This is a genomic window from Gracilibacillus suaedae (assembly GCF_017599345.1).
Classification (GTDB): Bacteria; Bacillota; Bacilli; order Bacillales; family Amphibacillaceae; genus Gracilibacillus; species Gracilibacillus suaedae.
This window is the reverse complement of the sequence record NZ_JAGFVL010000011.1, coordinates 23812-46335: the sequence shown is the minus strand read 5'-3', so window position 1 is coordinate 46335 and position 22524 is coordinate 23812. Positions and strand designations below refer to the sequence as shown.

At 35.5% G+C, this 22524-nt stretch carries 25 protein-coding genes; 16 read left to right on the top strand and 9 right to left on the bottom strand.

Translation table 11 applies throughout. The features are described from left to right. Nucleotides 1-99 precede the first annotated feature (99 nt). The 6 genes from J5J03_RS01505 (at nucleotide 100) to rpsI (ending at nucleotide 4473) form a co-directional block, all read left to right on the top strand. Entirely contained in the window at nucleotides 100-936 is an 837-nt protein-coding gene (locus tag J5J03_RS01505; RefSeq protein WP_208585766.1) for an energy-coupling factor transporter ATPase, read from the top strand. Continuing rightward, on the top strand, nucleotides 912-1781 hold the full coding sequence (locus tag J5J03_RS01500) for an energy-coupling factor ABC transporter ATP-binding protein (RefSeq protein ID WP_208585765.1): 870 nt from the start codon (nucleotides 912-914) through the stop codon (nucleotides 1779-1781). Before J5J03_RS01505 ends, J5J03_RS01500 begins: the two co-directional genes overlap by 25 nt. Continuing rightward, nucleotides 1778-2575 (top strand): energy-coupling factor transporter transmembrane component T family protein, encoded by a 798-nt coding sequence (locus J5J03_RS01495; RefSeq protein WP_208585764.1) that lies wholly within the window; start codon nucleotides 1778-1780, stop codon nucleotides 2573-2575. The genes J5J03_RS01500 and J5J03_RS01495 overlap by 4 nt, the downstream gene beginning before the upstream one ends. Before the next feature lie 13 nt (nucleotides 2576-2588). Next, nucleotides 2589-3338, top strand: a complete 750-nt coding sequence (truA, locus tag J5J03_RS01490; protein WP_208585763.1) for a tRNA pseudouridine(38-40) synthase TruA — start codon at nucleotides 2589-2591, stop codon at nucleotides 3336-3338. Between the two features lie 284 nt (nucleotides 3339-3622). After that, on the top strand, nucleotides 3623-4060 hold the full coding sequence (gene rplM, locus J5J03_RS01485) for a 50S ribosomal protein L13 (protein WP_208585762.1): 438 nt from the start codon (nucleotides 3623-3625) through the stop codon (nucleotides 4058-4060). Nucleotides 4061-4080: 20 nt separating this feature from the next. Then, nucleotides 4081-4473: a 30S ribosomal protein S9 gene (rpsI, locus tag J5J03_RS01480; protein WP_018934245.1), complete on the top strand. Its 393-nt coding sequence runs from the start codon at nucleotides 4081-4083 to the stop codon at nucleotides 4471-4473. Between the two features lie 148 nt (nucleotides 4474-4621). Here the strand turns inward: rpsI and J5J03_RS01475 are convergent, their stop codons facing one another. From J5J03_RS01475 to J5J03_RS01465, 3 genes are all read right to left on the bottom strand, one after another. Beyond that, entirely contained in the window at nucleotides 4622-5656 is a 1035-nt protein-coding gene (locus J5J03_RS01475; protein WP_208585761.1) for a tyrosine-type recombinase/integrase, read from the bottom strand. 67 nt (nucleotides 5657-5723) lie between these two features. Further along, entirely contained in the window at nucleotides 5724-5897 is a 174-nt protein-coding gene (locus tag J5J03_RS01470; RefSeq protein WP_208585760.1) for a hypothetical protein, read from the bottom strand. A 25-nt stretch (nucleotides 5898-5922) separates the two neighbouring features. Next, nucleotides 5923-6429 carry an ImmA/IrrE family metallo-endopeptidase gene (locus J5J03_RS01465; RefSeq protein WP_331460405.1) on the bottom strand — a complete coding sequence of 169 codons (507 nt, stop codon included), beginning with the start codon at nucleotides 6427-6429 and terminating at the stop codon, nucleotides 5923-5925. Nucleotides 6430-6879: 450 nt separating this feature from the next. On the opposite strand from J5J03_RS01465, the gene J5J03_RS01460 reads away from it, so the two are divergent. The 8 genes from J5J03_RS01460 (at nucleotide 6880) to J5J03_RS01430 (ending at nucleotide 14737) form a co-directional block, all read left to right on the top strand. Beyond that, entirely contained in the window at nucleotides 6880-7221 is a 342-nt protein-coding gene (locus J5J03_RS01460; protein ID WP_208585822.1) for a hypothetical protein, read from the top strand. Between the two features lie 16 nt (nucleotides 7222-7237). Further along, on the top strand, nucleotides 7238-7960 hold the full coding sequence (locus tag J5J03_RS01455) for a distal tail protein Dit (protein ID WP_208585759.1): 723 nt from the start codon (nucleotides 7238-7240) through the stop codon (nucleotides 7958-7960). After that, entirely contained in the window at nucleotides 7960-12684 is a 4725-nt protein-coding gene (locus J5J03_RS01450; protein WP_208585758.1) for a phage tail spike protein, read from the top strand. The genes J5J03_RS01455 and J5J03_RS01450 overlap by 1 nt, the downstream gene beginning before the upstream one ends. A 7-nt stretch (nucleotides 12685-12691) precedes the next feature. Next, nucleotides 12692-13039: a hypothetical protein gene (locus J5J03_RS01445; RefSeq protein WP_208585757.1), complete on the top strand. Its 348-nt coding sequence runs from the start codon at nucleotides 12692-12694 to the stop codon at nucleotides 13037-13039. Between the two features lie 88 nt (nucleotides 13040-13127). Further along, a complete protein-coding gene (locus tag J5J03_RS01440; protein ID WP_208585756.1) occupies nucleotides 13128-13424 on the top strand; it encodes a hypothetical protein in 297 nt (98 codons plus the stop codon). A gap of 1 nt (nucleotide 13425) precedes the next feature. Then, nucleotides 13426-13548, top strand: coding sequence for a hypothetical protein (locus tag J5J03_RS22120; RefSeq protein WP_269435773.1), 123 nt, complete (start codon nucleotides 13426-13428; stop codon nucleotides 13546-13548). A 26-nt stretch (nucleotides 13549-13574) separates the two neighbouring features. Next, nucleotides 13575-13826: a phage holin gene (locus J5J03_RS01435; protein ID WP_208585755.1), complete on the top strand. Its 252-nt coding sequence runs from the start codon at nucleotides 13575-13577 to the stop codon at nucleotides 13824-13826. Then, the gene (locus tag J5J03_RS01430) at nucleotides 13826-14737 is read left to right on the top strand and encodes an N-acetylmuramoyl-L-alanine amidase family protein (RefSeq protein WP_208585754.1); all 912 of its coding nucleotides are present in this window, start codon (nucleotides 13826-13828) and stop codon (nucleotides 14735-14737) included. Before J5J03_RS01435 ends, J5J03_RS01430 begins: the two co-directional genes overlap by 1 nt. A gap of 137 nt (nucleotides 14738-14874) precedes the next feature. Here J5J03_RS01430 and J5J03_RS01425 read toward each other — a convergent pair whose 3' ends face one another. Further along, nucleotides 14875-15456: a GNAT family N-acetyltransferase gene (locus J5J03_RS01425; protein WP_208585753.1), complete on the bottom strand. Its 582-nt coding sequence runs from the start codon at nucleotides 15454-15456 to the stop codon at nucleotides 14875-14877. Nucleotides 15457-15598: 142 nt separating this feature from the next. Continuing rightward, complete coding sequence (locus tag J5J03_RS01420; RefSeq protein ID WP_208585752.1) at nucleotides 15599-16897, bottom strand: S1 family peptidase; 1299 nt, start codon at nucleotides 16895-16897, stop codon at nucleotides 15599-15601. Between the two features lie 149 nt (nucleotides 16898-17046). Here J5J03_RS01420 and J5J03_RS01415 point away from each other — a divergent pair, with 149 nt between their 5' ends. Beyond that, nucleotides 17047-17370, top strand: coding sequence for a DUF3221 domain-containing protein (locus J5J03_RS01415; protein WP_208585751.1), 324 nt, complete (start codon nucleotides 17047-17049; stop codon nucleotides 17368-17370). A gap of 209 nt (nucleotides 17371-17579) precedes the next feature. Here J5J03_RS01415 and J5J03_RS01410 read toward each other — a convergent pair whose 3' ends face one another. The 4 genes from J5J03_RS01410 to J5J03_RS01395 form a co-directional block, all read right to left on the bottom strand. After that, nucleotides 17580-18845, bottom strand: coding sequence for a sensor histidine kinase (locus J5J03_RS01410; protein ID WP_208585750.1), 1266 nt, complete (start codon nucleotides 18843-18845; stop codon nucleotides 17580-17582). Nucleotides 18846-19581: 736 nt separating this feature from the next. Continuing rightward, on the bottom strand, nucleotides 19582-20043 hold the full coding sequence (locus J5J03_RS01405; RefSeq protein WP_208585749.1) for a hypothetical protein: 462 nt from the start codon (nucleotides 20041-20043) through the stop codon (nucleotides 19582-19584). 229 nt (nucleotides 20044-20272) lie between these two features. Then, a complete protein-coding gene (locus J5J03_RS01400; RefSeq protein WP_208585748.1) occupies nucleotides 20273-20944 on the bottom strand; it encodes a hypothetical protein in 672 nt (223 codons plus the stop codon). Between the two features lie 17 nt (nucleotides 20945-20961). Next, nucleotides 20962-21528, bottom strand: coding sequence for a zinc metalloprotease (locus J5J03_RS01395; RefSeq protein ID WP_208585747.1), 567 nt, complete (start codon nucleotides 21526-21528; stop codon nucleotides 20962-20964). Nucleotides 21529-21831: 303 nt separating this feature from the next. On the opposite strand from J5J03_RS01395, the gene J5J03_RS01390 reads away from it, so the two are divergent. Then, nucleotides 21832-22056: a hypothetical protein gene (locus J5J03_RS01390; protein WP_208585746.1), complete on the top strand. Its 225-nt coding sequence runs from the start codon at nucleotides 21832-21834 to the stop codon at nucleotides 22054-22056. Nucleotides 22057-22524: the final 468 nt, after the last annotated feature.

Genomic DNA, 22524 nt, shown 5'->3' with positions numbered 1-22524 from the left:
CCGGAACAAGATTTGTAGAACTTAATAAAGGGTGTATTATGATACAATAGACGTTGATGAATATTACCCGGGAAATAATGACTTTAAGGAGAAGTAATGATGACTGCGATAGAATTTCGTGATGTTTATTTTCGATATAATGAAGATGCCCCATGGGTATTAAAAAAGTTCAATTTAAAGATAGAAGAAAATGAGACTGTTGCTATTATCGGTCATAACGGATCAGGTAAATCGACCATCGCAAAATTAGCAAATGGTTTACTAGTACCACAAGCTGGGGATATCCTGGTTAATGGCAGAAAGCTGACCGCTTCTAACGTATGGGAGATACGGCAGAACATCGGAATGGTGTTTCAAAACCCTGAAAATCAATTTGTTGGAACAACGGTAAGAGACGATGTAGCGTTTGGTCTGGAAAACCGTGGTATACCTCGTAAGGAAATGATCGAGCGAATTCATACTTCTTTAACCCAGGTCGGAATGGAAAACTATCAAAATCATGAACCACACAACCTTTCAGGTGGACAGAAGCAACGGGTAGCGATTGCGAGTGTCATGGCGACATATCCAGAGATCCTTTTGTTAGATGAAGCCACCTCTATGTTAGACCCAAGAGGTAGAAAGGAAATACTGTCGACCATTCATGATCTGAAGGAAGAATTAGAGATTACGATGGTGATGATCACCCATGATTTACATGAGATTATCTTAACTGATCGGGTTATTGTCATGAATCAAGGACAGATTTATAAAGATACTACCGTAGATCATTTATTCAATGATTATCAAGGGCTGCAGTCTATCGGCTTGTCATTACCATTAACGGTCGAGTTAGCAATAGAATTAGAGCGGCAATATGATTATCAATTTACAACATATCCATTAGATAATGAGGAGTTTTTGGAAGCATTATGGACATCCAATTTGAAAGAGTGAGTTATACGTATCAAATGAATACACCTTTTTCCTATCAAGCACTAAAAGATATTAACATGGAAATAAAAACAGGGGAATTTGTGGCAGTAGTGGGACATACAGGTTCTGGAAAGTCAACACTTCTCCAACATATCAATGGATTGCTTCTTCCTACTGAAGGTCAAGTACAAGTAGGAAATTTCCGACTCTCAAGAGACAATAAGAGACAAGATTTGAAGAAGTTGCGGGAGAAAGTAGGGGTTGTTTTTCAATATCCAGAACATCAATTGTTTGAGGAGACAGTAGAACGTGATATAAGCTTTGGTTTGAAAAACTTTCAAGTGCCAGCGGAAGAAACACAAGCAAGAATTGCCAGTGCGCTAGAAAAAGTCCATTTATCAGATGATGTTTTACAGAAATCTCCGTTTGAATTAAGTGGGGGGCAAATGCGTAGGGTGGCGATTGCTGGTGTGCTTGCGATGAATCCAGAAGTATTAATATTGGACGAACCGACAGCAGGTCTTGATCCTAAGGGACAACATGATATCATGAACATGTTTTATGATTTGCATAAAACGAAAAATATGACAACGATCTTAGTTACACACCAGATGAATCATGCACTTAATTATGCAGATCATATCTTTGTACTTGCGGATGGTCGTGTGCATATGAAAGGAGCTCCTGAGCAAATCTTTTCGCAAGTGGAATCGCTAGAAGAGGCGAACCTTGATATGCCTGATATCCTTTCATTAATGAATCAAATCAATCAAAAATTCGGTACTGATCTTTGCTATAAACGGCAAAAACCAGATGAACTAGCTAAAGAAATAGTGGAGCAATTAAGGGAGAACAAGCCATTATGAAGTCATTTATGATCATAGGACAATATGTACCAGGTAATTCCTTGATTCATCGCTTAGATCCTAGGACCAAATTGATTGTTATCTTTACATTTGTCATTATTGTCTTCTTCGCAAACAATAGTTGGAGTTACGGTTGGTTAACTTTATTCGCACTTATATTGGTCCTATTAACGAGATTACGTATCGGTTATATCTTAAAAGGTATTACACCTGTATGGTTTTTAATTTTCTTTACCTTTATCCTTCATCTCATTATTACAAAGGAAGGGTCTGTTTTAATAGAAATAGCCGGCTTTACTATACATGAGGGTGGAGTTCTCCAAGGGTTAACGATCTCGTTGCGTTTTTTCTTGCTGGTGTTAGTCACTTCTTTATTAACGCTAACGACATCCCCGATGGAAATTACAGATGCAATCGAAGCGCTTCTGGGACCATTAAAGAAGATAAAAGTACCGGTACATGAATTAGCACTTATGATGTCAATCTCACTCCGGTTTATTCCGACATTGCTAGATGAAACAGAGAAAATCTCTAAGGCACAAGCGTCTCGAGGTGTGGACTTACGAACAGGATCGATAAAAGACCGTATTTATGCGATAGTTCCATTATTAGTACCATTATTTATTAGTGCCTTTAAACGTGCAGAGGAGTTAGCGATGGCTATGGAAGCCAGAGGTTATCGAGGAAGTGAAGGTCGAACGAAACTAAGAAAATTACAGTTTAAGTCGTTAGATTTTATGGCGATGATCATCTACGTTTCGATTATCATTATCTTTTTCAGTCTGCGTAATTAAGGAGAAAAGTAAAATGAGATTAAAAGCAATTATTCAATATGATGGTACGTTTTTTTCAGGCTATCAAGTACAGCCAAATGGCCGAACGGTACAAGGGGTAATCGAAAAGGTTCTAACAAAAATGCATAAAGGTAATCATGTCCGTGTAACGGCATCAGGCAGAACCGATCAGGGAGTTCATGCAGTGGGACAGGTGCTTCACTTTGATACGGAATTAGAGATCCCATCTGAAAACTGGTTACGAGCTTTAAACACCATGCTTCCAGATGATGTCGAGGTGGTATCCATTACAGAAGTTCCGGATGATTTTCATGCTCGGTATGATGTTAGTGAGAAAGAATATCGTTATTATATCTTGAACGCACAGGAGAAAAATTTGTTTCGCCGCCATTATACCCATTTTGTAGAAGGCGAGCTTGATCTGGAAGCAATGTATGAAGCAAGTCAACATTTTCTAGGCAGTCATGATTTTTCCTCTTTCTGTGCAGCAAACAGTAATGTAAAAGGAGATAAGGTACGTACGATTACAGACATTACGGTCAATCAAGAAGAAAACGACATCATCGTTCGAGTAAGAGGTACTGGCTTTTTATATAATATGGTACGGATTATTGTTGGTACTTTAATTGATATCGGACTAGGTAAACGAGAGCCAGAGGAAATTACAGAGATCATCGCTGCCCAAGATCGTTCAAAGGCTGGCAAAACCGCTCCTCCACAAGGGTTGTATTTATGGGAAGTAAGTTATGATAAAAAAAGCTGATAAAAACAACGAATCCTTGCGTACTATCTATTGACATTTGGGGTTGTATATTATATTATGGTCTATGGCATTTTATTTTCTAAACCACGAATAGCCCCGGAAAGTTACTCGTGTTAGAATATAAATTCGGAACTAGAAAAGCGAGATAAAGGAATCACAGCGACGAAGGAGCTGATGATGACTTATCGTACAGAGCGCAAGTGTTAGGCACTAGTTTTTTGGGCGCTCGGAGCTATACAAATTAAAAAACACTTAAGAAACATTGATTTAGGAGGTAACCGATCATGCGCACAACTTTCATGGCAAATGAAGATAATATTGAACGCAAATGGTTTGTTGTCGACGCAGAAGGTCAAACGTTAGGTCGTTTAGCAAGTGAGATTGCTACAATCCTTCGCGGTAAGCACAAACCAACATATACACCGCATGTTGACACTGGTGATCATGTGATCATTATCAACGCGGAAAAAATCGAACTTACAGGTAAAAAACTTAGCGATAAGTTATATCACCGTCACTCTAATCACCCAGGTGGTTTAAAAACACGTACTGCTAACGAAATGCGTGAAAAATATCCTGAACAAATGTTAGAACTAACCATTAAAGGGATGCTACCAAAAGGTAAATTAGGACGTAAAATGGGTAAAAAACTACATGTTTATCGTGGAGCAGACCATAAACATGAAGCTCAACAACCAGAAGTTTACACACTTCGCGGATAATTAAAAGGAGGTAACGAATAGTGGCACAAGTACAATACTACGGTACCGGACGCCGTAAAACTTCAACTGCACGTGTACGTTTAGTTCCAGGTACTGGACGAATCGTTGTAAATAACCGTGATGCGGAAGATTACTTCCCATATGAAACACTACGTACAATCATTAAGCAACCATTAGCATCTACTGAAACAGAAGGTAGCTATGATGTATTAGTAAACGTTGATGGTGGAGGATACACTGGTCAAGCTGGTGCAATTCGTCATGGCGTTGCTCGTGCATTATTAGAAGCTGACCCAGAATACCGCACAACACTTAAACGTGCAGGATTCTTAACTCGTGACGCGCGTGCTAAAGAACGTAAAAAATACGGTCTTAAAAAAGCTCGTCGTGCACCACAGTTCTCAAAACGTTAAGTTTATATGTTTTACGAAGTCCCCAACCGCCTATGGTTGGGGATTTTTACTATATATAGATTTGTTTAAATTTCTACAAAAAATCACTCGTAATATACACGAAATATACAGGTAATAGACACTTATTTTAAAGAGGAAAACAGCCTTCCTATAGCATGTCTATCGCTATGAGTAGCTGCTCAATATCTTTGTGTGTATAGACTTTATCTGTGATGTCTTTTGAGGCATGTCCCATTATTCTTTGAATAGCAACTTTATTAGCTTCAGCATTGTTCATTAATGTTGCAAAGGTATGTCGACAATCATGAGGTTTGTGATTAAGTCCTAATTGTTCCATCATTTTCTTCCAGCGATTATGGTAATACGTATAGTAACTCAAATGCTTATTATCCTGGTTAACAATTAGATACTCATTTTCCGGATCCATTCGCTTTTCAATTAATGTATGGATTTTTTTATGAATAGGAATGATCCTGTTTTTACCTGCAGCAGTTTTTATTCCACCTCGGAAGTGTCTTTCTTTAAGATGGATGTCTTTATTCTTTATCTCTATAAGCTCGCCTGGACGCAATCCTGAGTAAATCATAATTAAAGCAGTATCAACGTCTTCTATGTGACCTATATTATCCCATAATAAATTAATTTCATGTTGCGTAAATGGACTACGGTTACTTCCTGATTCATTTTTAGGCATAACAATATATTTAGAGTAATCTTTAGAAACCATGTCATTTTTCATTGCGAATTTATACATTTGGTTAAAAAGAACTTTTATTTTCCTTTTGGTACCATGCCCTTTTTCGCATTTATCAATTAAATCTTGAAGGTGACTGGTTTTAATATCGATAAATCGCATCTCGTGTAAATCTTTCGAATGATTGTATGCAGCACTATATCCATTTTTACTTGATTTTTCTTTATGATTAGGGATATTCTTAAATTTTTCTTTATAAAACATCTGGTACATAGATGCAAATGTTATTTTTGTTGATTCTAGCGCATAAGGATTCTCATTGTACTCAGCTAATGCAACCATCGCTTCTTTTCTGCTTGCATAATAACCTAAATAATCGTATTGTTGTTTACCTTCGTCATCCCATCCTACTGTTATTCTTACAGCGAATGGTCTTCTTCTTTTCCCGGATAATTTAAAAACAGATCCGTATCCGTTTGGATTTTTCATAACCTATCACCTTTTTATTTTTGGTTTATTGTAACTGGAATATTTGTGAGTTATCATCATTGAAAAATTACAATTTCTTATCTCTAATCATTTCAGCTATCTCCAGAGAATGCATTATTTGACGCATAACTAGTTTCGATTCCGCTCTAGATAACTCAACCCCTCCACTAACGTAGTTGTTTCCTAAGTAATAAATAGCTATTAACCTTTCTAATTTGCGAATTGAATCATCCAAATTCATTCGACTAGCTCCTTCCAAAAGAAAATTAATTTCCTTGTTGTGAATGAGTGGCAGCTTCTTTACGTTTAATTTGATTCACTATATTTTTAATCTCATTTTCTTTAAATCCTGCTTTCTCTAAATCTGCTAAGAATGATTTGAAGTCGGGTTGTTCCCAAAAAGGTAAATCATCATATAGGTCGATCGAGTCAGGTTGCTCTTGTATTTGTTGATGATTAGTAAAGTGCATGTTCAACTCCTTTAAAAATAATGCTCCTGTGATTTGATTTTCAAAATGTGTTAATCGCTCTTTAGCGAATTCATAAGTAACCTGAAAAGTAGTTGCTATATACTCAATTGCTGCAAACCGAGATTCAGGTAAGTCTAGATGATGTAGCATAAATGTGGGTATTGCATAATGTAAAGCGAAATTTCTAGCTTTATACTCCTGCAAATCCTTAAAGGATTTCGGTAATTCTTGTTGATCGCCATAGTGATATAAGACATGGCCAAGTTCATGGAAAAATTGCTGTCTTGTGCTAAGTAATGCAATCGTGAATCCACTTTGATTATTTTCACTCCCGAAAAAATACCAGATACAGATGGTCCTCTATGACTTTTTAATAAAATGTTATATTTATACGCTATACCTTCTATATCTAACAGTTGTATTGGAGAAATGACATTTAATCTTTTCAGTTCTTTTTCGACTTCCATTTCTAAATTTGTTGGGATGTAATCCATAGGCAAACAGCTCCTTCACAGAATGTATGTTCCTTTTAGAGTGAAAAATAAACACCTCGTATAAGGAGGTAGGGAATTACCAAAAGTAATTCCTGCATAGTAATAATTTAGTAGTGCTTATTCATATTATAGAACATACGTTCCTTTAGTCAATCAAAAATAATTAGATCGAAATAGAATGTTTGTTCTTGTATAATTAAGAAAACAAAAGAAAATTAAAATAGATGTAGATGAAAAGCTTAGAATTGGTAACCAGGAGGTGACTTTAGGTGGTTATAGCGTTGGTTTCGGATGGGTACCAAAGATACCTGCATTAGCAACTGGTGGTGTAGTAGACAAGCCAACAGTAGCAATGGTCGGGGATGCTGGTGCTGGTAACCCTGAGATTGTCGCACCACAGAAAATGTTAAGATCAATCATCCAGCAAGAATTAAAAGGTGTGTTGGGCGAATTGGTTCGTGCAATTAAAGGAGATGCTACAGGAAGTGCACCACAAGCCTTGCATCTTACATTACGTTTAGCTGGTCGTGATTTTGAGGTATTTGTAGATGATATAACGAAATTGCAACAAAGAAAAACATACCGTTTGAGAAGGTCATAGTAGGTGGTGAGAATACATGTTAGTGGTAAACGGAATTAATTATGAAGAAGAATTTGATTTTATTGTCACTGCTATTCGTGGCAGAGGTCCAGTTAATCAGGAAATCAATGCAACCGAAATAGCAAATAAAAAAGGTTCTTTATATCGAGGTGCAACAAGACCTCCGAGAATTTTAGAGGTAGACGGTACATTATCTGCCAGTAGTCCCGAAGCATTAAGAACTGAGATCGAAAGAATGAATGGTCTACTGTATAGCGAAAAAGAACGAGAAATCTATTTTACAGATGACCCTGTAAAGAAGTATTACGGTATTAATGAGCAAACTAGCGAATCGGAAGAAGAAGTATCAAACAAACCGATTACGCTAGTTTTTTATTGCAGTGACCCTGATAAATATGGAGCAAATAAAACGAATCAAACTGGTACAACGATTACTTTAAATAGCACTGCAAAAACACCACCTATTATTACCGCAACTATTCAGGAATCAACTAATTCTTTATCGGTAGTACATCAAGAAACAGGAGAAGAAATCGTTATTAACTATAACTTAGTGGCAGGCAATGTGGTGGAGATAGATTGCGAAAATAATAAGGTTTCTATTGATGGTGAATTACAGATGAATGCTATCGATTTGATGAAAGCAGATTTTCCAAGTTTAGTAGCAGGGGAAAATAATTTCACATTAACCCCTGCTTCTACCACATTAAGCACAGATTATATTGAGAGGTGGTTGTAATGGGATTTGAAAAGACACCCATTTACATTTTTGATAAGCAAGATAACCTTTTAACCATTACAGATAACTATATAGAAGCACCTTTCGAGGAAGAAACCGAGAAACCTGTTGCACTTACGGTTACTTTTCCTGCTGAGGATGAAGATGCAAAACATTTAATAGGTGGTAACCAAGTAGCCTTTAAGGATTTACAAGGTAGATTTCGATTGTTTGTGATCAGGGAAGAAGATGACGAACATGCAGATACAGTCGAGAGGACTGTTAAATGCCTTCCTTGTATTCAAGAATTAGACGATGTATTGATAGAGGACAGACGATTGTCAGATGCAACAATGGCAGAGGTATTAGATGCTATTTTAGAAAAGTCTCGATGGAAACGAGGAAATGTGGCTGATTTAGGGTTACAATCTATGAATTTCTATTATGTCTTTGGTTATGCCTCTTTACAAGAAGCATCAAAACAATTCACAGGGGAATTTATAGATCGTATTGAGGTAGACGACACAGGCATAGCAGGTAGATATGTTGATATTGTGGCCAGCAAAGGAGTAAATAACGGTAAACGGTTTGAAATCGGCAAGGATATTACAAGTATTAGAAGAACGAAGCTGTTTTATCCAAAAACCGCGTTATATGGTAGAGGTTCAAGTGTTGAATCAGGGGATGGATACAGTAGAAAAATCACATTTGCAGATATAGAATGGTCAACAGCAAACGGCGACCCTGTAGACAAGCCACTTGGTCAGGAATGGGTAGGAGATGAAGAAGCCAAACAGGCATATGGTATTTGGAATCCTGATACTCAACAAATGGAACATCGTTTCGGACATGTAGAATTTAATGACGAAACGGATAAAGAAGCCTTGCTGCAATCTACTTATGAGAATTTACAAACTAAAAAAGAAACACAAGCGGAATATGAAATGTCTATTGCAACTTACTATAAGATATCAGGAAAAGAACATGAACAGGTTTTTGTAGGGGATACAGGCATTGCTAGGGATATGAAAATAAAGCCTATTATTGTAATTGAATCACGAGTTTTAAAGTTAGTATATGATATCGGTGACCCTTCAACTGGGGATGTAACACTAGGAAATTTCTTACAGTTGGATGAGAGAGATCAAGATATCGAGTGGGTTGTAGAAAAGGTTAAAAACAATTCAGGTATGTGGGATGAAAGTACCGACCCTACTGTAGATGATGATAACTTTCCCTATACTGTACCTTTAACACCTACTGGATTAACAGCGACAGGAGCATTTAAGACTGTTCAGTTAAGTTGGGATTATGACGCATCTAGTTATATTGCTGGTTATGAATTATACGCTTCTCAGACGTCGGGATTTGTACCTGATGATGATACTAACCTTGTGTGGAGAGGAAAAAGCGGTGGATATGTGTTCGATGCTAATACTAATGAGCAATGGTATTTCAGGCTAAGAGCATTTAATACACATGGAACGAGATCGGACTTATCAGGAGAGGTAACAGCACAAACGTTACAAATAGATGCTAATACAGACATCGCAGATCAAACTATTACTAGATCATTGCTAGCAGAAGAAGCGATTATTGAAAAAGTACACCTAAATGAAGCGATCATAACCGATGCACATATCGATGGAAGATTAAGCGCAGGAAGCATTACTGTAGGTTCTGATACTTCTTACGACCCTAATTATGACCCAAGCACAAAAGAAACTCCAAGCGGTGCACAAACAAAAGCGGATGAAGCATACAAACAAGCGTTAAATGAAGCATTGGCTAAAACGATGGATAAAAAAGCGTCCATGGCAAACGGTGCATTTTCTAAGCGTGTTGTATTACATTCTGCTACTATTCGTTATGCTTGTTTTGATAAATCTACAAAGATATATATAAATGGCACATTACAGATCGATTCTAGTCAGGATGATATCTTTGGAACCTTTTCATGTGACTATGAAGATGAGATAACAAGTAATAAACCTATTGCTTTGATTTATGCAGATAAGCCTTCTCCTGTTCCTTCTATGAATCTAAAAACAAAACGTACAGGTTTTATTACAGACAGGTATAGTCCACACAGGGTACGTGTTTATGCAGAAGAAGATGGGGTTATTGAAGTAAGACAAGACGACCCAACCAAAGCAACACCTGATTATACTATTGACGTTACAGCTTACCAACGTGCAAATATAACGATTGATGATGACGATAATGGGCATCAATACTATTTGACAAGTAACATTGAATTTATTGGTGAGAAAGATGGTAATAACGGTTCAGGGGATTGTATAACATTTTTCCCTGCTTCAAAAGAGATTTTAATATGGACTTCACCAAATGAAGGTATTCTTGATTTTGATGGAAAAGGATTCACCAATCATGGTAATGGTTTTTATTCATCAGATGGATATATCTTGGCAATGAATACTGCTGATGGTGCAGGCGGAGACGGTGAGAGTGCTGTAGCTTGGGAAGCATGTTCAGATAATTACGTGACACCTCACCCTGTAGATGGGTATGAGATACGAACCATTGAGCCTTGTACAGTTAACACTTACTTGTGGGATAACAATGCAGGAAAATGGACGTTATATAATACGCATGATTTAACAAGTGCATCAAGAAATAACCCTATGGATGTTTCTGTAGGAGATGATTCTGGTAGCGGTACACAAATAGGTTCGTCTACTGCAATTATGAAATTTCAAGCAGATGGTAAGTTTTACGTTAGAACAAATGATGTAAATAATGATGGTGAGTATCCACCAATCGGTTATTTACCATCTTTAACAAACGATATTCTTAGTTCTGTAGATTACGCTGAGATTCAAGCGAATATTTCAGAAAAAAATTCAAAAAGCTACACAGATCAAAGGGTATACCATTATCCTAATAACACCTTTACAGAAAGCGATGACGCTTCTGCATATAACCCGAAACCTAGTGTAGCTGTAATGCAGGTTACTAGCGGTTGGAGCGGTGCGACAGGTTCTACGTATGGAGTTGTTACTACTTATTGGAGTGCTGAGCAACGTGCTAGACAAGAATATGTCGATGCAGATAATAAGGTAGTAGTGAGAGAGGTTCACCCTTCAACCTATCCTGTTTGGTCAAATTGGAGAGAGGTAGAAGATACAGAAGGAGCGCAAGCAAAAGCTAATCAAGCGTTAAATGATGCTAAAGAATATCGGGATTTATGGGCATATCCCGGCACTACTAAAATAAATGGTGGAGATATCTATACTAATTCAGTAACTGCAAATGAAATAGATGTATCCCGATTATCTGCATTAAGTGCAGACTTAGGCGATATCTATGCTGGTAACATCTATACTGATGATGTAGTGATTGGTAATAACACAGTAACTATAGACGATGTAGGTATTGAGATATTAGACGGTAATTTAATTTTGAAAGATTCAGTTACAAATATGATCAGTACAGCCATGTTTAAAAACAACCTTGTAGCAGACCACTCTTTTGAAAGTATAAGAGCAGGTTCCCAACAGACAGGTCAGTATGTATTCGAAGCAATAGCGCCTAAACAGCAAAATATGGTCAATGGGTGGAGTGCTGTGGGTAGTCCAAGGGTAATGAGCATATATCAGACAGGCGGAGATAAATTATGGATAATGTTTGGTTTGAAACAGGCTTTAGTAAACAGTAGTAACTACCTACGACAAAGAATTGCAGCAACAGGTAATGCTACGTTTAATTTGTCTGCACATTTCAGAAAACATCCAGATTATACTTCAGCAACACCTAGATTATATGTACAATTTCTAGACTATGACTATAATGTTTTGAGTTCTCACTCGGAAGATTTTACAGCGCCTTTTAATAGTAGTACAACATATAGATATGACACTACCTTCACAACACCATCTAATACATCATTTATTGAGTTGCGACCTAGAACAGCAGGCAGTAACTGGTTGTTGATAGACGGAGTACAGCTAGTAGAGCATGACATAGCCACTCCGTATGCTCCAGAAAATGAGTTGTCTAATATTATACATGGTTTATCAGAACCAGAGGTTATTACTTCTAGGTCATTTCAAGCAACTGATCACTTTAGTGTCACTAAGAGTGGTGCTTATGGATATTTAGCTTTTTCACGTGATGACCCTAATTACTGGGGTAATTGGCAGATAGACTTACCATATGGAGACTTTGGTATTTCAAAAGAATCAGGAGGCGATAGGTACTTTCTTATACGAGATAGTGATGGTTCTGTAGAAATAATTAACGGTGTCCATTCAAGTAATTATATAGTCAACGGTTCTAATAACTTATATTTACAGCCTAAAGGTGCTGTGTGGGTTTCTGAGACTGGTTATAATGGCGGAAACCCTGACTATAGAGAAGTCAGAGCATCCGACTTTGTAACAGCTTCATCTGTCACAGGAAAAACAAATATACAAAGTTTTGAGGAAACTTTTGAATCTACAGCTACAGAGGTGATAATGGATCAGAATTTCCATACCTATTACCGACAATCAGATTTAGATAGAGGGATTTATGACAAGTTGAAAATCGGGTTACTTGCAGAAGAATCTCATAGAGCTTTTCGAGACGAGAATGGAATTAATAACTACTCACTAACTTCTGCACTTGGTGTAATGAATCAAGAGCAAGAATTGAAAATAAGAAATCATGATAAGGAATTTGACAATGTTTACGAAATCTTAGATCAGTTAACATATGAAATTAATCAATTAAAAGGAGCGTAATGTAATCATGGTACAGAATCAAGGTAATGCAGTAGAGGGAAATAAAGTGATCGATGTGTTAACTCGTAAAAATAGCGATATGGTTAGCGATATCAATAAGGAAAATGCTATTTTACACGTTAGAGTAGATGATTTATACCAAGAATTACAAACCTCTGACGCTAATAAGAAACAATTAGAGAAGGATAATGCAGAGTTACAGAAAAAGGTGGAACATTTAGAAAAGCAATTAAAAAAGTTGAATGATGAAAAAGAAAAGTCTAAAGAACATAATAAGGTCACCAAAACAGCTGAACAGATTAAAAAAGAGCATGAAAAAGTGAATAAGAAAGCGAACAAAGACAGCGGAAAGTAATCCGTTGTCTTTTTTACATACTTGAAAGGGGTGATGTGTATGCTGGCAAGCATTAACGCAATCACATGATGTAATAAGGAGGTCGAGCATGAGTGTAGAAGTTATGTCCGTAATTATTGCAGCACTTGCTTTACTTGTTGCTTATCAGGGGTACCAACTGAAAAAGCAAACCAACTCAGATCACAATTTGAAGTCAGACACGAAAAATGACACCGAACTAAGAACGTCACTCCAATATATAAGCCGAGGGGTGGACGATATCAAGGTTGATTTGAGGGCAAACGAGAAGATCACACAAGAAGTAGCCGAACGAGTTACAAGAGTTGAAGAATCTGCAAAACAAGCACATAAGCGTATAGACAATTTACAAGGAAAGGAGGGATAACATGAAAAAGTTTATTGAATATCGAAGTCCTAACAAAACAGGATGGAAAGGATGGATTGAAGATCAAGCAGGTAAAGTGATTGCCTTGGTTCGATTGAATGGGGAAATTGTCACCGAACGGTAATAGAAAATTGGAAAGGTTGTGATCGTGTGAAGGAGAAATTAAAAAAGATCAATAACAAATGGGTAAGATTGATTGCGTGGCTTGTTGTTTCCGTTAATTCAAGTGCAATGATCATGGGATATGAATTACTACCGTTCAGCAATGGGGAAATTGTTAACGGTATTTCTATTGTCGCTATGCTGGGAACAGAAGCGTGGAACCACTGGAAAAATAACAGTTATACCAAAAAAGCGAAAATTGCTGACAATCATTTAGAAGCAATGAAGGAGGGTAAATAATGGTTAAAATATATATTGACCCAGGGCATGGTGGAACAGACCCAGGAGCAACAGCAAATGGTCTAAAAGAAAAGGATTTAACACTAGCAATCTCGTTAAAAATACGAGAAAAATTAAGAAAATATCAAGGTGTTTCTACTAGATTAAGTCGTACTACTGATAAAACACTATCGTTAAATCAACGTACGAATGATGCTAATAACTGGGGAGCAAATTATTTAATGTCTGTTCATATTAATGCTGGTGGTGGAACTGGCTATGAAGATTTTATTTACAATCGCTTGTCATCTAGTTCCGAGACAGAACACATGCGTGCAATTATGCACCAAGCGATCATTGATCAAGTCCATCTACCTAATCGTGGAAAGAAAAAAGCTAATTTCCACATGTTAAGAGAATCTAATATGCCAGCATTACTAACAGAAAACGGCTTTATCGATGCTAACAACGATGCATCGAGACTGAAAAAGGATTCGTTCTTAGATGACATTGCTCAAGGTCATGTAGATGGTTTGATTAAAATTTTCAATTTAAAAAAATCGAGTAAAGGTAGTGGTGAAAACTCGAAATCATCTAGTACAGCAAAAATCAAAGTAGATGGATGGTGGGGAGAGCTTACCACGCTTGCATTGCAAGCGGCACTTGGCACTGTGACAGATAGTGTAATTAGCAATCAATTACGAAATGCAGTTACTTCAAAGATCGTATCAGGTATTACTTTTGGTAAAGGTGGCAGCTTAGTCATCAAGGCTTTACAGAGTTTAATTGGTGCTAAGGTTGATGGTTATCTTGGACCACAAACAATCCGGAAATTACAACAATATCTAGGTACTGTGGTAGATGGTGAATTGAGTGAACCGTCACTGGTAGTGAAAGAATTGCAAAGACAACTGAATAAGGGTACATTTTAAATACTAAGTCGTGAATACAATATCTATGTAGTTAACAAAAGCCCAGGCGTGGAAAACCTGGGCTTAAAAATCTATTATATACTGTACAACTAAAGCAACCTGTTTAGTATAATAAGCAACACTTCGAAAATACTGGATTATCGTAGCATACTTTCCAATTTGTCCTTCACTAGCACCCATTCTTGGTCGATTATACTGTAAAAAACAGAGTCTCTTAGATAACCGTCAGGCATAACTACATGATTCCTAAGCACTCCTTCTTTTACCGCACCTATCCGTTCCATTGCCTGCTGAGATCGCACATTTCGACTATCTGTTTTCAATTGAACACGAATGGCCCCAAGTGTTTCAAAGCAGTGTTTCAAAAGAAGATACTTACATTCCGTATTTATTCTAGTTCGCCAAACAGTTGGAGACAGCCATGTCCAACCAATTTCTAAGTTCCGGTTTGGTATGGATATATTAAGAAAACGAGTGCTTCCCACAATTTTCCCTGAATCCTTATCAAAGATAACAAAAGGAAATTCGTTTCCTTGCTCTCTCGCTAAAAGTGCTCCATTCACAAGGTACTTCATATCTTCAATCGATTGAACCTTCATTGGCATATATGCCCATATATCTGGATTTTTCCCCGCATCAAATAATTCCTGTACGTGATAATCTTCCATTGGTTGTATCTTTACTCTATCCCCCATTAATTCTACTGGTGTTATCTCCATAATTTTTCTCTCCCTTTTTTAGTTGAAGTACATTCCTTCACAATCAACAATTTAATTGTATCATAAACTTTGCATGAAATAGAAAAAGCCCAGGTGTGGAAAGCCTGGGCTTGAAATATTTCACTTAATTCTGTTTATATATTTATAGGTCAGCTAATGGTGTAATGTTTAAGTCGGCAGCTACATTATTTACTCTGGAATACCATTCATGGGTTGTACCACCTTTATGTATCCCAAGTAAAGTGTTATTGTAATAAGTAAAAACTGTAGCTCCACTATCACCACCAACTGCAGTGTAGTCAGTCTGAACGCCGCAAAAATATCCATTATCAAAAGTGGCGCAACTATATGAATCTTCTATTATTCCACAGTTTGTACCTGATTTCATACCAGATATACAAGCAGCTCTACCCTCTACATGTTCGGAAGAACTGGCTGAATTGTTTAATTGAATATGTTGAGTATTGCCATTTCCGGCAACCCAGTTACTAGTGTTTACAGAAAGATGAATTGCACCAGCATCGACATTGCCATCTTCAACATCTTTACTACTTACCCAGTCCCCGATAAATGTACCACCTTGGTACCAATTTTGTCCACTTGAATCTGCACAATGCCCCGCCGTGATAACATAGTAATAAAAAGGCGATGCATAAGATCTTGCCGTAAACCCTGCAGAACAATCAGCATAAGTGTAGCTAGTAGATTCAGATCGGTCTTTAGCTATTGCGGCGCCTCCAAATATATAACCTGGGTGATTGAATCTATTAGATTCATAGGCATCATTTTTTTGTACGTACCCTTTTGACACTGTAATTAAATCCTTACCATAAAGTTCTTGTAATATATTAACTTTTTTATCTGTAGGTTCATTAATTTGAATATCAATAGTCTCACTTTGAATATCTGATGAAACTCCTAAAATCTCAATATTATAGTTACTAGCAATAGTCTTTCTATCTTCAGAAATTTCTTGTACTATAGTTGTTAAATCGTTGGATGTATAATTCACATTATAAAAGTTGATTTTATCATCATCTTCGAATAAAGATAAAATTTGATTTTTTTCAGAAGACTTTATAGATTCCTTAGTTCCTATATTTGTAATTCCACCGTTCTTTTGATCTATAAATAGTGTATAATCACTCCCCAATATTCTTTTTATCTGAGGGATAGATGATTCTTGCTCTGCAATTCTACTATTTAAATTCTCAAATTCTTCTTCGGTAAAAAAGTAACCGTATTTTTCTTTTGAAGAACTATTCTGAACAATATCTTTTACTCTATTTTCATGAGAGTTAAGACCAAACTGTTCTCTAAATGCAACATTCTTTTCAACCATTTCATTATTAGAAGGTATATTCTCTGAAGCGTCCAATTCGAAACCATATACAAAACTACTTAAAAGAAAAAACGTAAAAAATAACACTATTTTCTTCAAAATAAAACCTCCTCTAGTAATTTTTAAGAATATGACATTATAATACCATTATATTACTTAATTTACAATAATAGAAATATTTGTTAAATTGATTGGTTTTATGTTATAGTAATCGATACCAAGATCATTAAATTGGGGGGGGATAAAATATGAAGTACTTTTCTTTATACTTAATATTGTTTTTAACTCTTCTTTTAGTGGGATGTTTAGACAATAAGAATGAAGAACTTAAAGAAAATCCTGATGTTATTGGGGAGGTCATTTCTACAAGAGATTCGGAATTGTTATTGGATATACACACAGGAACAATTACTGACTATGGATATGAAGATGAAGTTTTAGTAGTTTATGATAATTCTTTAGATATGGAAAATATTCAAAATGGGGAAAAACTTGAAGTGTGGTTTGATGGAGAATTGACAGATAGTAACCCACCTAAAGGTAAGGTGAAGCAATATAAAGTTATCGATTAAAAATTTGTTTTATCAAAGGGAGTGTAATATAAACTGTGCGAGAACGAGTGTGTATGGCTTCCTACACATTTTTTAGACACAGTGCCAGTAAGGTAACACTGCCCTTGCTCCACCTCCATCACTATTAAGTGGTGGGTTTAGTCATGAATACGTAAAAAAAAGGAAACTAGTCGTGGTGTCATGAGAAATCTCCACGCACCGTTTCTTTACTATGGTGAAATCTTTTTGGTAATGTTAAAGGCAATCACAGTCCCCACTTTTACTCGACTTTTAATTTGTATTCCTGTTCCGAAGCCTTCGGTTAGTCTCCTATCAGTGTTTTTGAGTCCTATACCTTTAGAATTGACTAAATCCATGTGTTTAATAGAGCGAATGACGTCATTGCTCATTCCAACTCCATCATCTTTAATGATGACTCGCAAATAATCATATTTTTGAAAAACTTTAATTTCAATTGTTCCACCAGAAGCCCTTGGCATAATCCCGTGTTTTATTGCATTTTCAACAAGTGGTTGAATTGTCAGCGTCGGTAGATAAAATCCTTCTACATCTTCTACATTCCAATGAACTCTTAATTTGTCGCCAAACCTTACTTTCTCTATATACATATAGGATTCTACGACGGAAATTTCCTCTTCAAAAGGTATCCATTTGTTAAAGGAATCAGAGTCAAATTTACTCCTTAGAAATTCACTAAATTCATCTACTAATCGACGCATTTTTTCAACGTCTACGATGCTTAATGCATTAATAGAATTTAAGGTATTAAAAATAAAATGGGGCTGTATTTGTGCTTGCAGCCATTTTGTGTTCATTGCGGATTTCAATTCCTGTCTCATTTGATAAGATAAAGCCAGTCCTAATCCTAAAGGCAATCCAATGTAAAGAGGGATAATTAATAAAACTAATAAAACTTGGAATGAATGTTGTGTCGGTCCAATTAGCTGATCCTCGATTTGACCGCTAAATGCTAAATACCATCTATAAGAAAAAACTGGGACGATCAAAACGGCTGAAACAACTGCATATAAATGTACCAAAAATTGAACTTTATTTGTTTTATAAAGCATAGCCACTATCGAAATCACTGCAAGCAATACGACAATAAAATCATGGTAAAGATATCTCGCAGTAGGATTGGTTTGATTTATAAACGACATGATAACGGATAACAGAATTAACGCTATTATTAGTTTTTGTCTTTTTCTTTCATTACCAAAATTGCGAAATCTAAGGATTCCTTCCATTAATAGAATTGCACCGATCAATGTACAGCAATTGTTTAAGAATGTGATCAAACTTCCATCAAAAAAATAGATACTAATAAAGCTCACAAACCAGCTCACAGTCGCCCAAGTCCAGAAAGCAGGCCCTTTTACCATAGGGTTAATTCTCCATAAAAAAACCATTAATGTTAATGCCATAAAATTAATGATGCCCGTAACTAGTAGAAGTGTTGCTAGATCAAGTGCCATATAAGCCTCCGATTATCTTGGTGAATTCTTTGTTTATCGTTCCTTTATTATATAAATAATATATATGTAAAACAAGGATCTGAGAGGATGCTTTTATGAATATAATATATGTATAGTTTCATATAAAATTATAAATGGTCGTTTCTTCTTTATCAGGTAGAATGTTTAAGGTAATTATTTTATTTATAAATCCTTAATCAATTCCTCCAATATAACAAGCACCTTCTTCCGACTAGCCGGATTAAAATAATTCTTATTTTCTTTGTGTTTAACATAATTAGCGGGATCCCCATCAAATTTTTGCTAATAACTATTATCACCTACTCCAATTACATATGGTATAATGAAATAATCTAAAATAATTTTTTAAGATCAGTATTGTTGTATCTACCATTGAATCATGTAACCTTTTGTGCCATCTAAAGGATGCACAATTCATCTATTCTGTTGTCGATGGTTTGTTTATTATTTGTCAACTATATTTCCTTTGTTCATAATAAGGTCGACGAATTTCGTTAAAATTAATTAGTGTTAACCCTTTATTATAAATTTTAATAATTGATGTGTGTCGATGGGGCTTTAAAACCAAATTTCGATAATCTCAAAAAAGTCTGATTAATGTGAACGGAAACATCACTTTGCGAACGCAATCATTAATGGTAACTTGATGCATGCAACTATACCTTATTGGAGATGAATTATTACTTTTGAGTTAGGCGAAAATAACAAGAAAGTGCTAGTTATGATTTCTGTTCTTAAATGTAAGTACGATAGATACAATCACAGCCAATACGATAAAAGTAAAGAAAAAAATTATAAAGTATTCAATCTTAAACTTATTCACTTCGCGTTTCTCACCAACATATGGACCTTTACGTATTGCTTTATTGTATACTTCGTTTTCTGTTTCAACGGCAATAGCTTCATTTGTACTTGTGCCTTTAATCGAGAAATACTTGGTATTTTTGGGGTATTTATTAGAAAAATTACCTTCATATTGATACATATCAGAATACTTCGTTACTTCTCCTATTTTTTCATCAACCATCTCAACTTTTTCTTCAGTAACTTCATACACATAGCCATCCCAGACTACAAAATCATATGCCCAAGAAGTAGCTATAGATTTAATGGGAAAACAAATTACTATTAGGAATATTGTTACAAAAGATAGATGAAAAAACTTTTTGTTCAGCATAATATTCCCCTTTCTAGGATGTCATTGTAATATTACTATTTTTAGAACATCACTATTATATTATATTAACAATATATTGTTTTAGAAGGAAATTCGAATTCAGTAAATCTTGTAATACTTCATAAAAGTAGATTTTAATTAATTTATAGTATGAGTTGTGTATTCTATTACATAGAAAGGAGGAAATAAAACCAATATTCAGTGATTTTATTCCCTCAAAGTTAGATTGTTATTGAATATCAATTTTATAGCTATTTTTAATCTCTTCAAAAATTTTCTTTTTTATTTCAGTTTTATCAGGTCTAAACTCTAATAGTTTCTCACTATTGTATCCTCTCAAATCATCTTCATCTTTGCCTGACAGATCATATTTACCACCATTCAAGTTTATCACAGTATAATCGCCAAATGTATTTTCTTTAAGAAATATTACATATGTTGAATCTTTTTTCATATAGGAATATACATCTGTTGTAATAATTTTTTCTGTTCCCTCTTCCTCTATTACACTTATAGGCTCAATAACATCTAAAGTATTATTAGAGACAGCATTATTTTTGTCTTTAATAATATTCCTAACTTTAATATTGGTGATTGTATAAAAATCCATTAAGGCTTTATCATCTTCGTTGTATATTTCTTTATGTTCTCTATCGGTAAAGTCTTTAGTAGGTGTTCCTACAACAATTAGGTCGGCACTATCTTCCATGGGAGATAATTTCGTGTGTTCTAGGTAATCTGCTAGTGTTGGAATAACATCCAGTCCATTCTCCTTGCTCTTATCTAGTCCAGTTTCTTCATTTTGCTGTGTTTCTGAATCATCACTTGCTACCACTTGTGTTGCAACATAAGGAATTAAGAAAACTAGTGTTATAGAGATTAAGATCAACCATTTTTTCATATTAACACTCCTTCTTTTTAATTACCCCACTTTGATCTTAAACTAGACTTATCATACCAAGACAGAGTAGAATAATTTTTTTTGCCTTGCTCCATAATATTATTTAAATCAAGATTCGATTGAGGGTGTGCCAGTTTCAATGTGTGACCAATTTCATGTGTGGCAGTTGCAACTTTGTTAGTATAAGAAAAATTGGCTTGATACATATTATTATGATATAGCCACGCATGAACCCTTGTCCAATACTGCCAAGTTCCCACTACATTTCCCGAGGAATCGTACGGATAAATTCTCCCAGTAACATCACCTGCTGCTGTACCAACATAATACCTATCAGCAGTAGAAATAGCAGTATTAACTTTGTCGAAAACCACTTCGCTTGAAACTCCTTCCCATCTTGTTACAGCTGCTGAGAAAACAGAAGAGTATCCGTATTCACTAACTGAAGGACTAACCCAATAATCTGTATATCCACTTCCGTTTTTCCCCCCTCCCCAAACAGTAGCTGATGCAGACAACGGAAATACCAACAATAGGAACAGACACACCAGTAGAATTGCAAGCTTTGCCTTCTTTAAGACCATCTAGATCCCTCCGTTTAAATTATTTACGACTAATGAAACCGCATACAATTAAAATATCATGTTTTGTTATATTTGTAAATATGAGGATATTATAGTGGTAGATTTTTCTTTAATTTAATTAATCTAATTAAAATATACATAGTTCGGTATGCTAAATTATTATTTAGGTGATGCAGGTGCATAGGGAGTGTGCATTTACATATCCTCATATTAAATTGTTAATTTTATGCAAATTATAAAAAATGGGAGGATAGTGTCGAAAGTACTAGTATATATGTTGCGGATGGAAGGAGGTGATTGTTCATGCGTTATAAAAAGATACTTGATCTAATCAATCACTTCAATGAACTAGACAGAAGCTATAAGACTATGTCAACAGTTGAACGTAAACAATACGACGACGAACAAGAAGTACATAAAATGATGATCGATGTAAAATACAGAGAAAAAGTAGAAAATATGGCTAGTAGAATAAGCTTGAGGCATTGGAAAGTTCGTTGTAATGAGGAGCTTACTAGGTCGATTTAATAGTAGTGTTAAATAGATTTTTTATGTATAATTAAAATGACAAGAGTCATTAAAACTGTTTATAAACCTGTGGATAACTAAGCATAATACACATACAATATACAAAAATGGCTGAAACACTTGGTTTTACTAGACACCACAGTTCTCAAAACGTTAAGAAACCTTATATACAAGGGTTTACCCTCTTTGCTCTTATGGAGCAGAGAGGGTTTTTTATGTGTTTCTGAAAAAACTCGCCTGTTTTCTCCTTCGCTTCATCGGTCACATGGCTGTTCCATCGCTTTCTTCCATTTTTCACATTAATAGTTGTAATAACTTTTGGGAGTGCTATTCGAAAGATTTTCAAAAGAAAGGTTCCCTATACCCGTTTATTTTCGTAATAAGTCTCTTCCCTTCTGCATAAAATTACATAATTTTAACGTTTTTCCTATATTCATTTAATATACAGTCATTAACGTAGAAGTAGTG

What these genes read in the sequence shown, in the direction of transcription:
- J5J03_RS01450 (WP_208585758.1), top strand. Translation starts at nt 7,960, where the DNA reads ATGGGATTTGAAAAGACACCCATTTACATTTTTGATAAGCAAGATAAC.
- J5J03_RS01495 (WP_208585764.1), top strand. Translation starts at nt 1,778, where the DNA reads ATGAAGTCATTTATGATCATAGGACAATATGTACCAGGTAATTCCTTG.
- J5J03_RS01395 (WP_208585747.1), bottom strand. Translation starts at nt 21,528, where the DNA reads ATGGTCTTAAAGAAGGCAAAGCTTGCAATTCTACTGGTGTGTCTGTTC.
- truA (WP_208585763.1), top strand. Translation starts at nt 2,589, where the DNA reads ATGAGATTAAAAGCAATTATTCAATATGATGGTACGTTTTTTTCAGGC.
- J5J03_RS01505 (WP_208585766.1), top strand. Translation starts at nt 100, where the DNA reads ATGACTGCGATAGAATTTCGTGATGTTTATTTTCGATATAATGAAGAT.
- J5J03_RS01470 (WP_208585760.1), bottom strand. Translation starts at nt 5,897, where the DNA reads ATGAATTTGGATGATTCAATTCGCAAATTAGAAAGGTTAATAGCTATT.
- J5J03_RS22120 (WP_269435773.1), top strand. Translation starts at nt 13,426, where the DNA reads ATGAAAAAGTTTATTGAATATCGAAGTCCTAACAAAACAGGATGGAAA.
- J5J03_RS01475 (WP_208585761.1), bottom strand. Translation starts at nt 5,656, where the DNA reads ATGAAAAATCCAAACGGATACGGATCTGTTTTTAAATTATCCGGGAAA.
- J5J03_RS01390 (WP_208585746.1), top strand. Translation starts at nt 21,832, where the DNA reads ATGCGTTATAAAAAGATACTTGATCTAATCAATCACTTCAATGAACTA.
- J5J03_RS01400 (WP_208585748.1), bottom strand. Translation starts at nt 20,944, where the DNA reads ATGAAAAAATGGTTGATCTTAATCTCTATAACACTAGTTTTCTTAATT.
- J5J03_RS01425 (WP_208585753.1), bottom strand. Translation starts at nt 15,456, where the DNA reads ATGGAGATAACACCAGTAGAATTAATGGGGGATAGAGTAAAGATACAA.
- rplM (WP_208585762.1), top strand. Translation starts at nt 3,623, where the DNA reads ATGCGCACAACTTTCATGGCAAATGAAGATAATATTGAACGCAAATGG.
- J5J03_RS01415 (WP_208585751.1), top strand. Translation starts at nt 17,047, where the DNA reads ATGAAGTACTTTTCTTTATACTTAATATTGTTTTTAACTCTTCTTTTA.
- J5J03_RS01430 (WP_208585754.1), top strand. Translation starts at nt 13,826, where the DNA reads ATGGTTAAAATATATATTGACCCAGGGCATGGTGGAACAGACCCAGGA.
- J5J03_RS01405 (WP_208585749.1), bottom strand. Translation starts at nt 20,043, where the DNA reads ATGCTGAACAAAAAGTTTTTTCATCTATCTTTTGTAACAATATTCCTA.
- J5J03_RS01440 (WP_208585756.1), top strand. Translation starts at nt 13,128, where the DNA reads ATGAGTGTAGAAGTTATGTCCGTAATTATTGCAGCACTTGCTTTACTT.
- J5J03_RS01410 (WP_208585750.1), bottom strand. Translation starts at nt 18,845, where the DNA reads ATGGCACTTGATCTAGCAACACTTCTACTAGTTACGGGCATCATTAAT.
- J5J03_RS01445 (WP_208585757.1), top strand. Translation starts at nt 12,692, where the DNA reads ATGGTACAGAATCAAGGTAATGCAGTAGAGGGAAATAAAGTGATCGAT.
- J5J03_RS01500 (WP_208585765.1), top strand. Translation starts at nt 912, where the DNA reads ATGGACATCCAATTTGAAAGAGTGAGTTATACGTATCAAATGAATACA.
- J5J03_RS01455 (WP_208585759.1), top strand. Translation starts at nt 7,238, where the DNA reads ATGTTAGTGGTAAACGGAATTAATTATGAAGAAGAATTTGATTTTATT.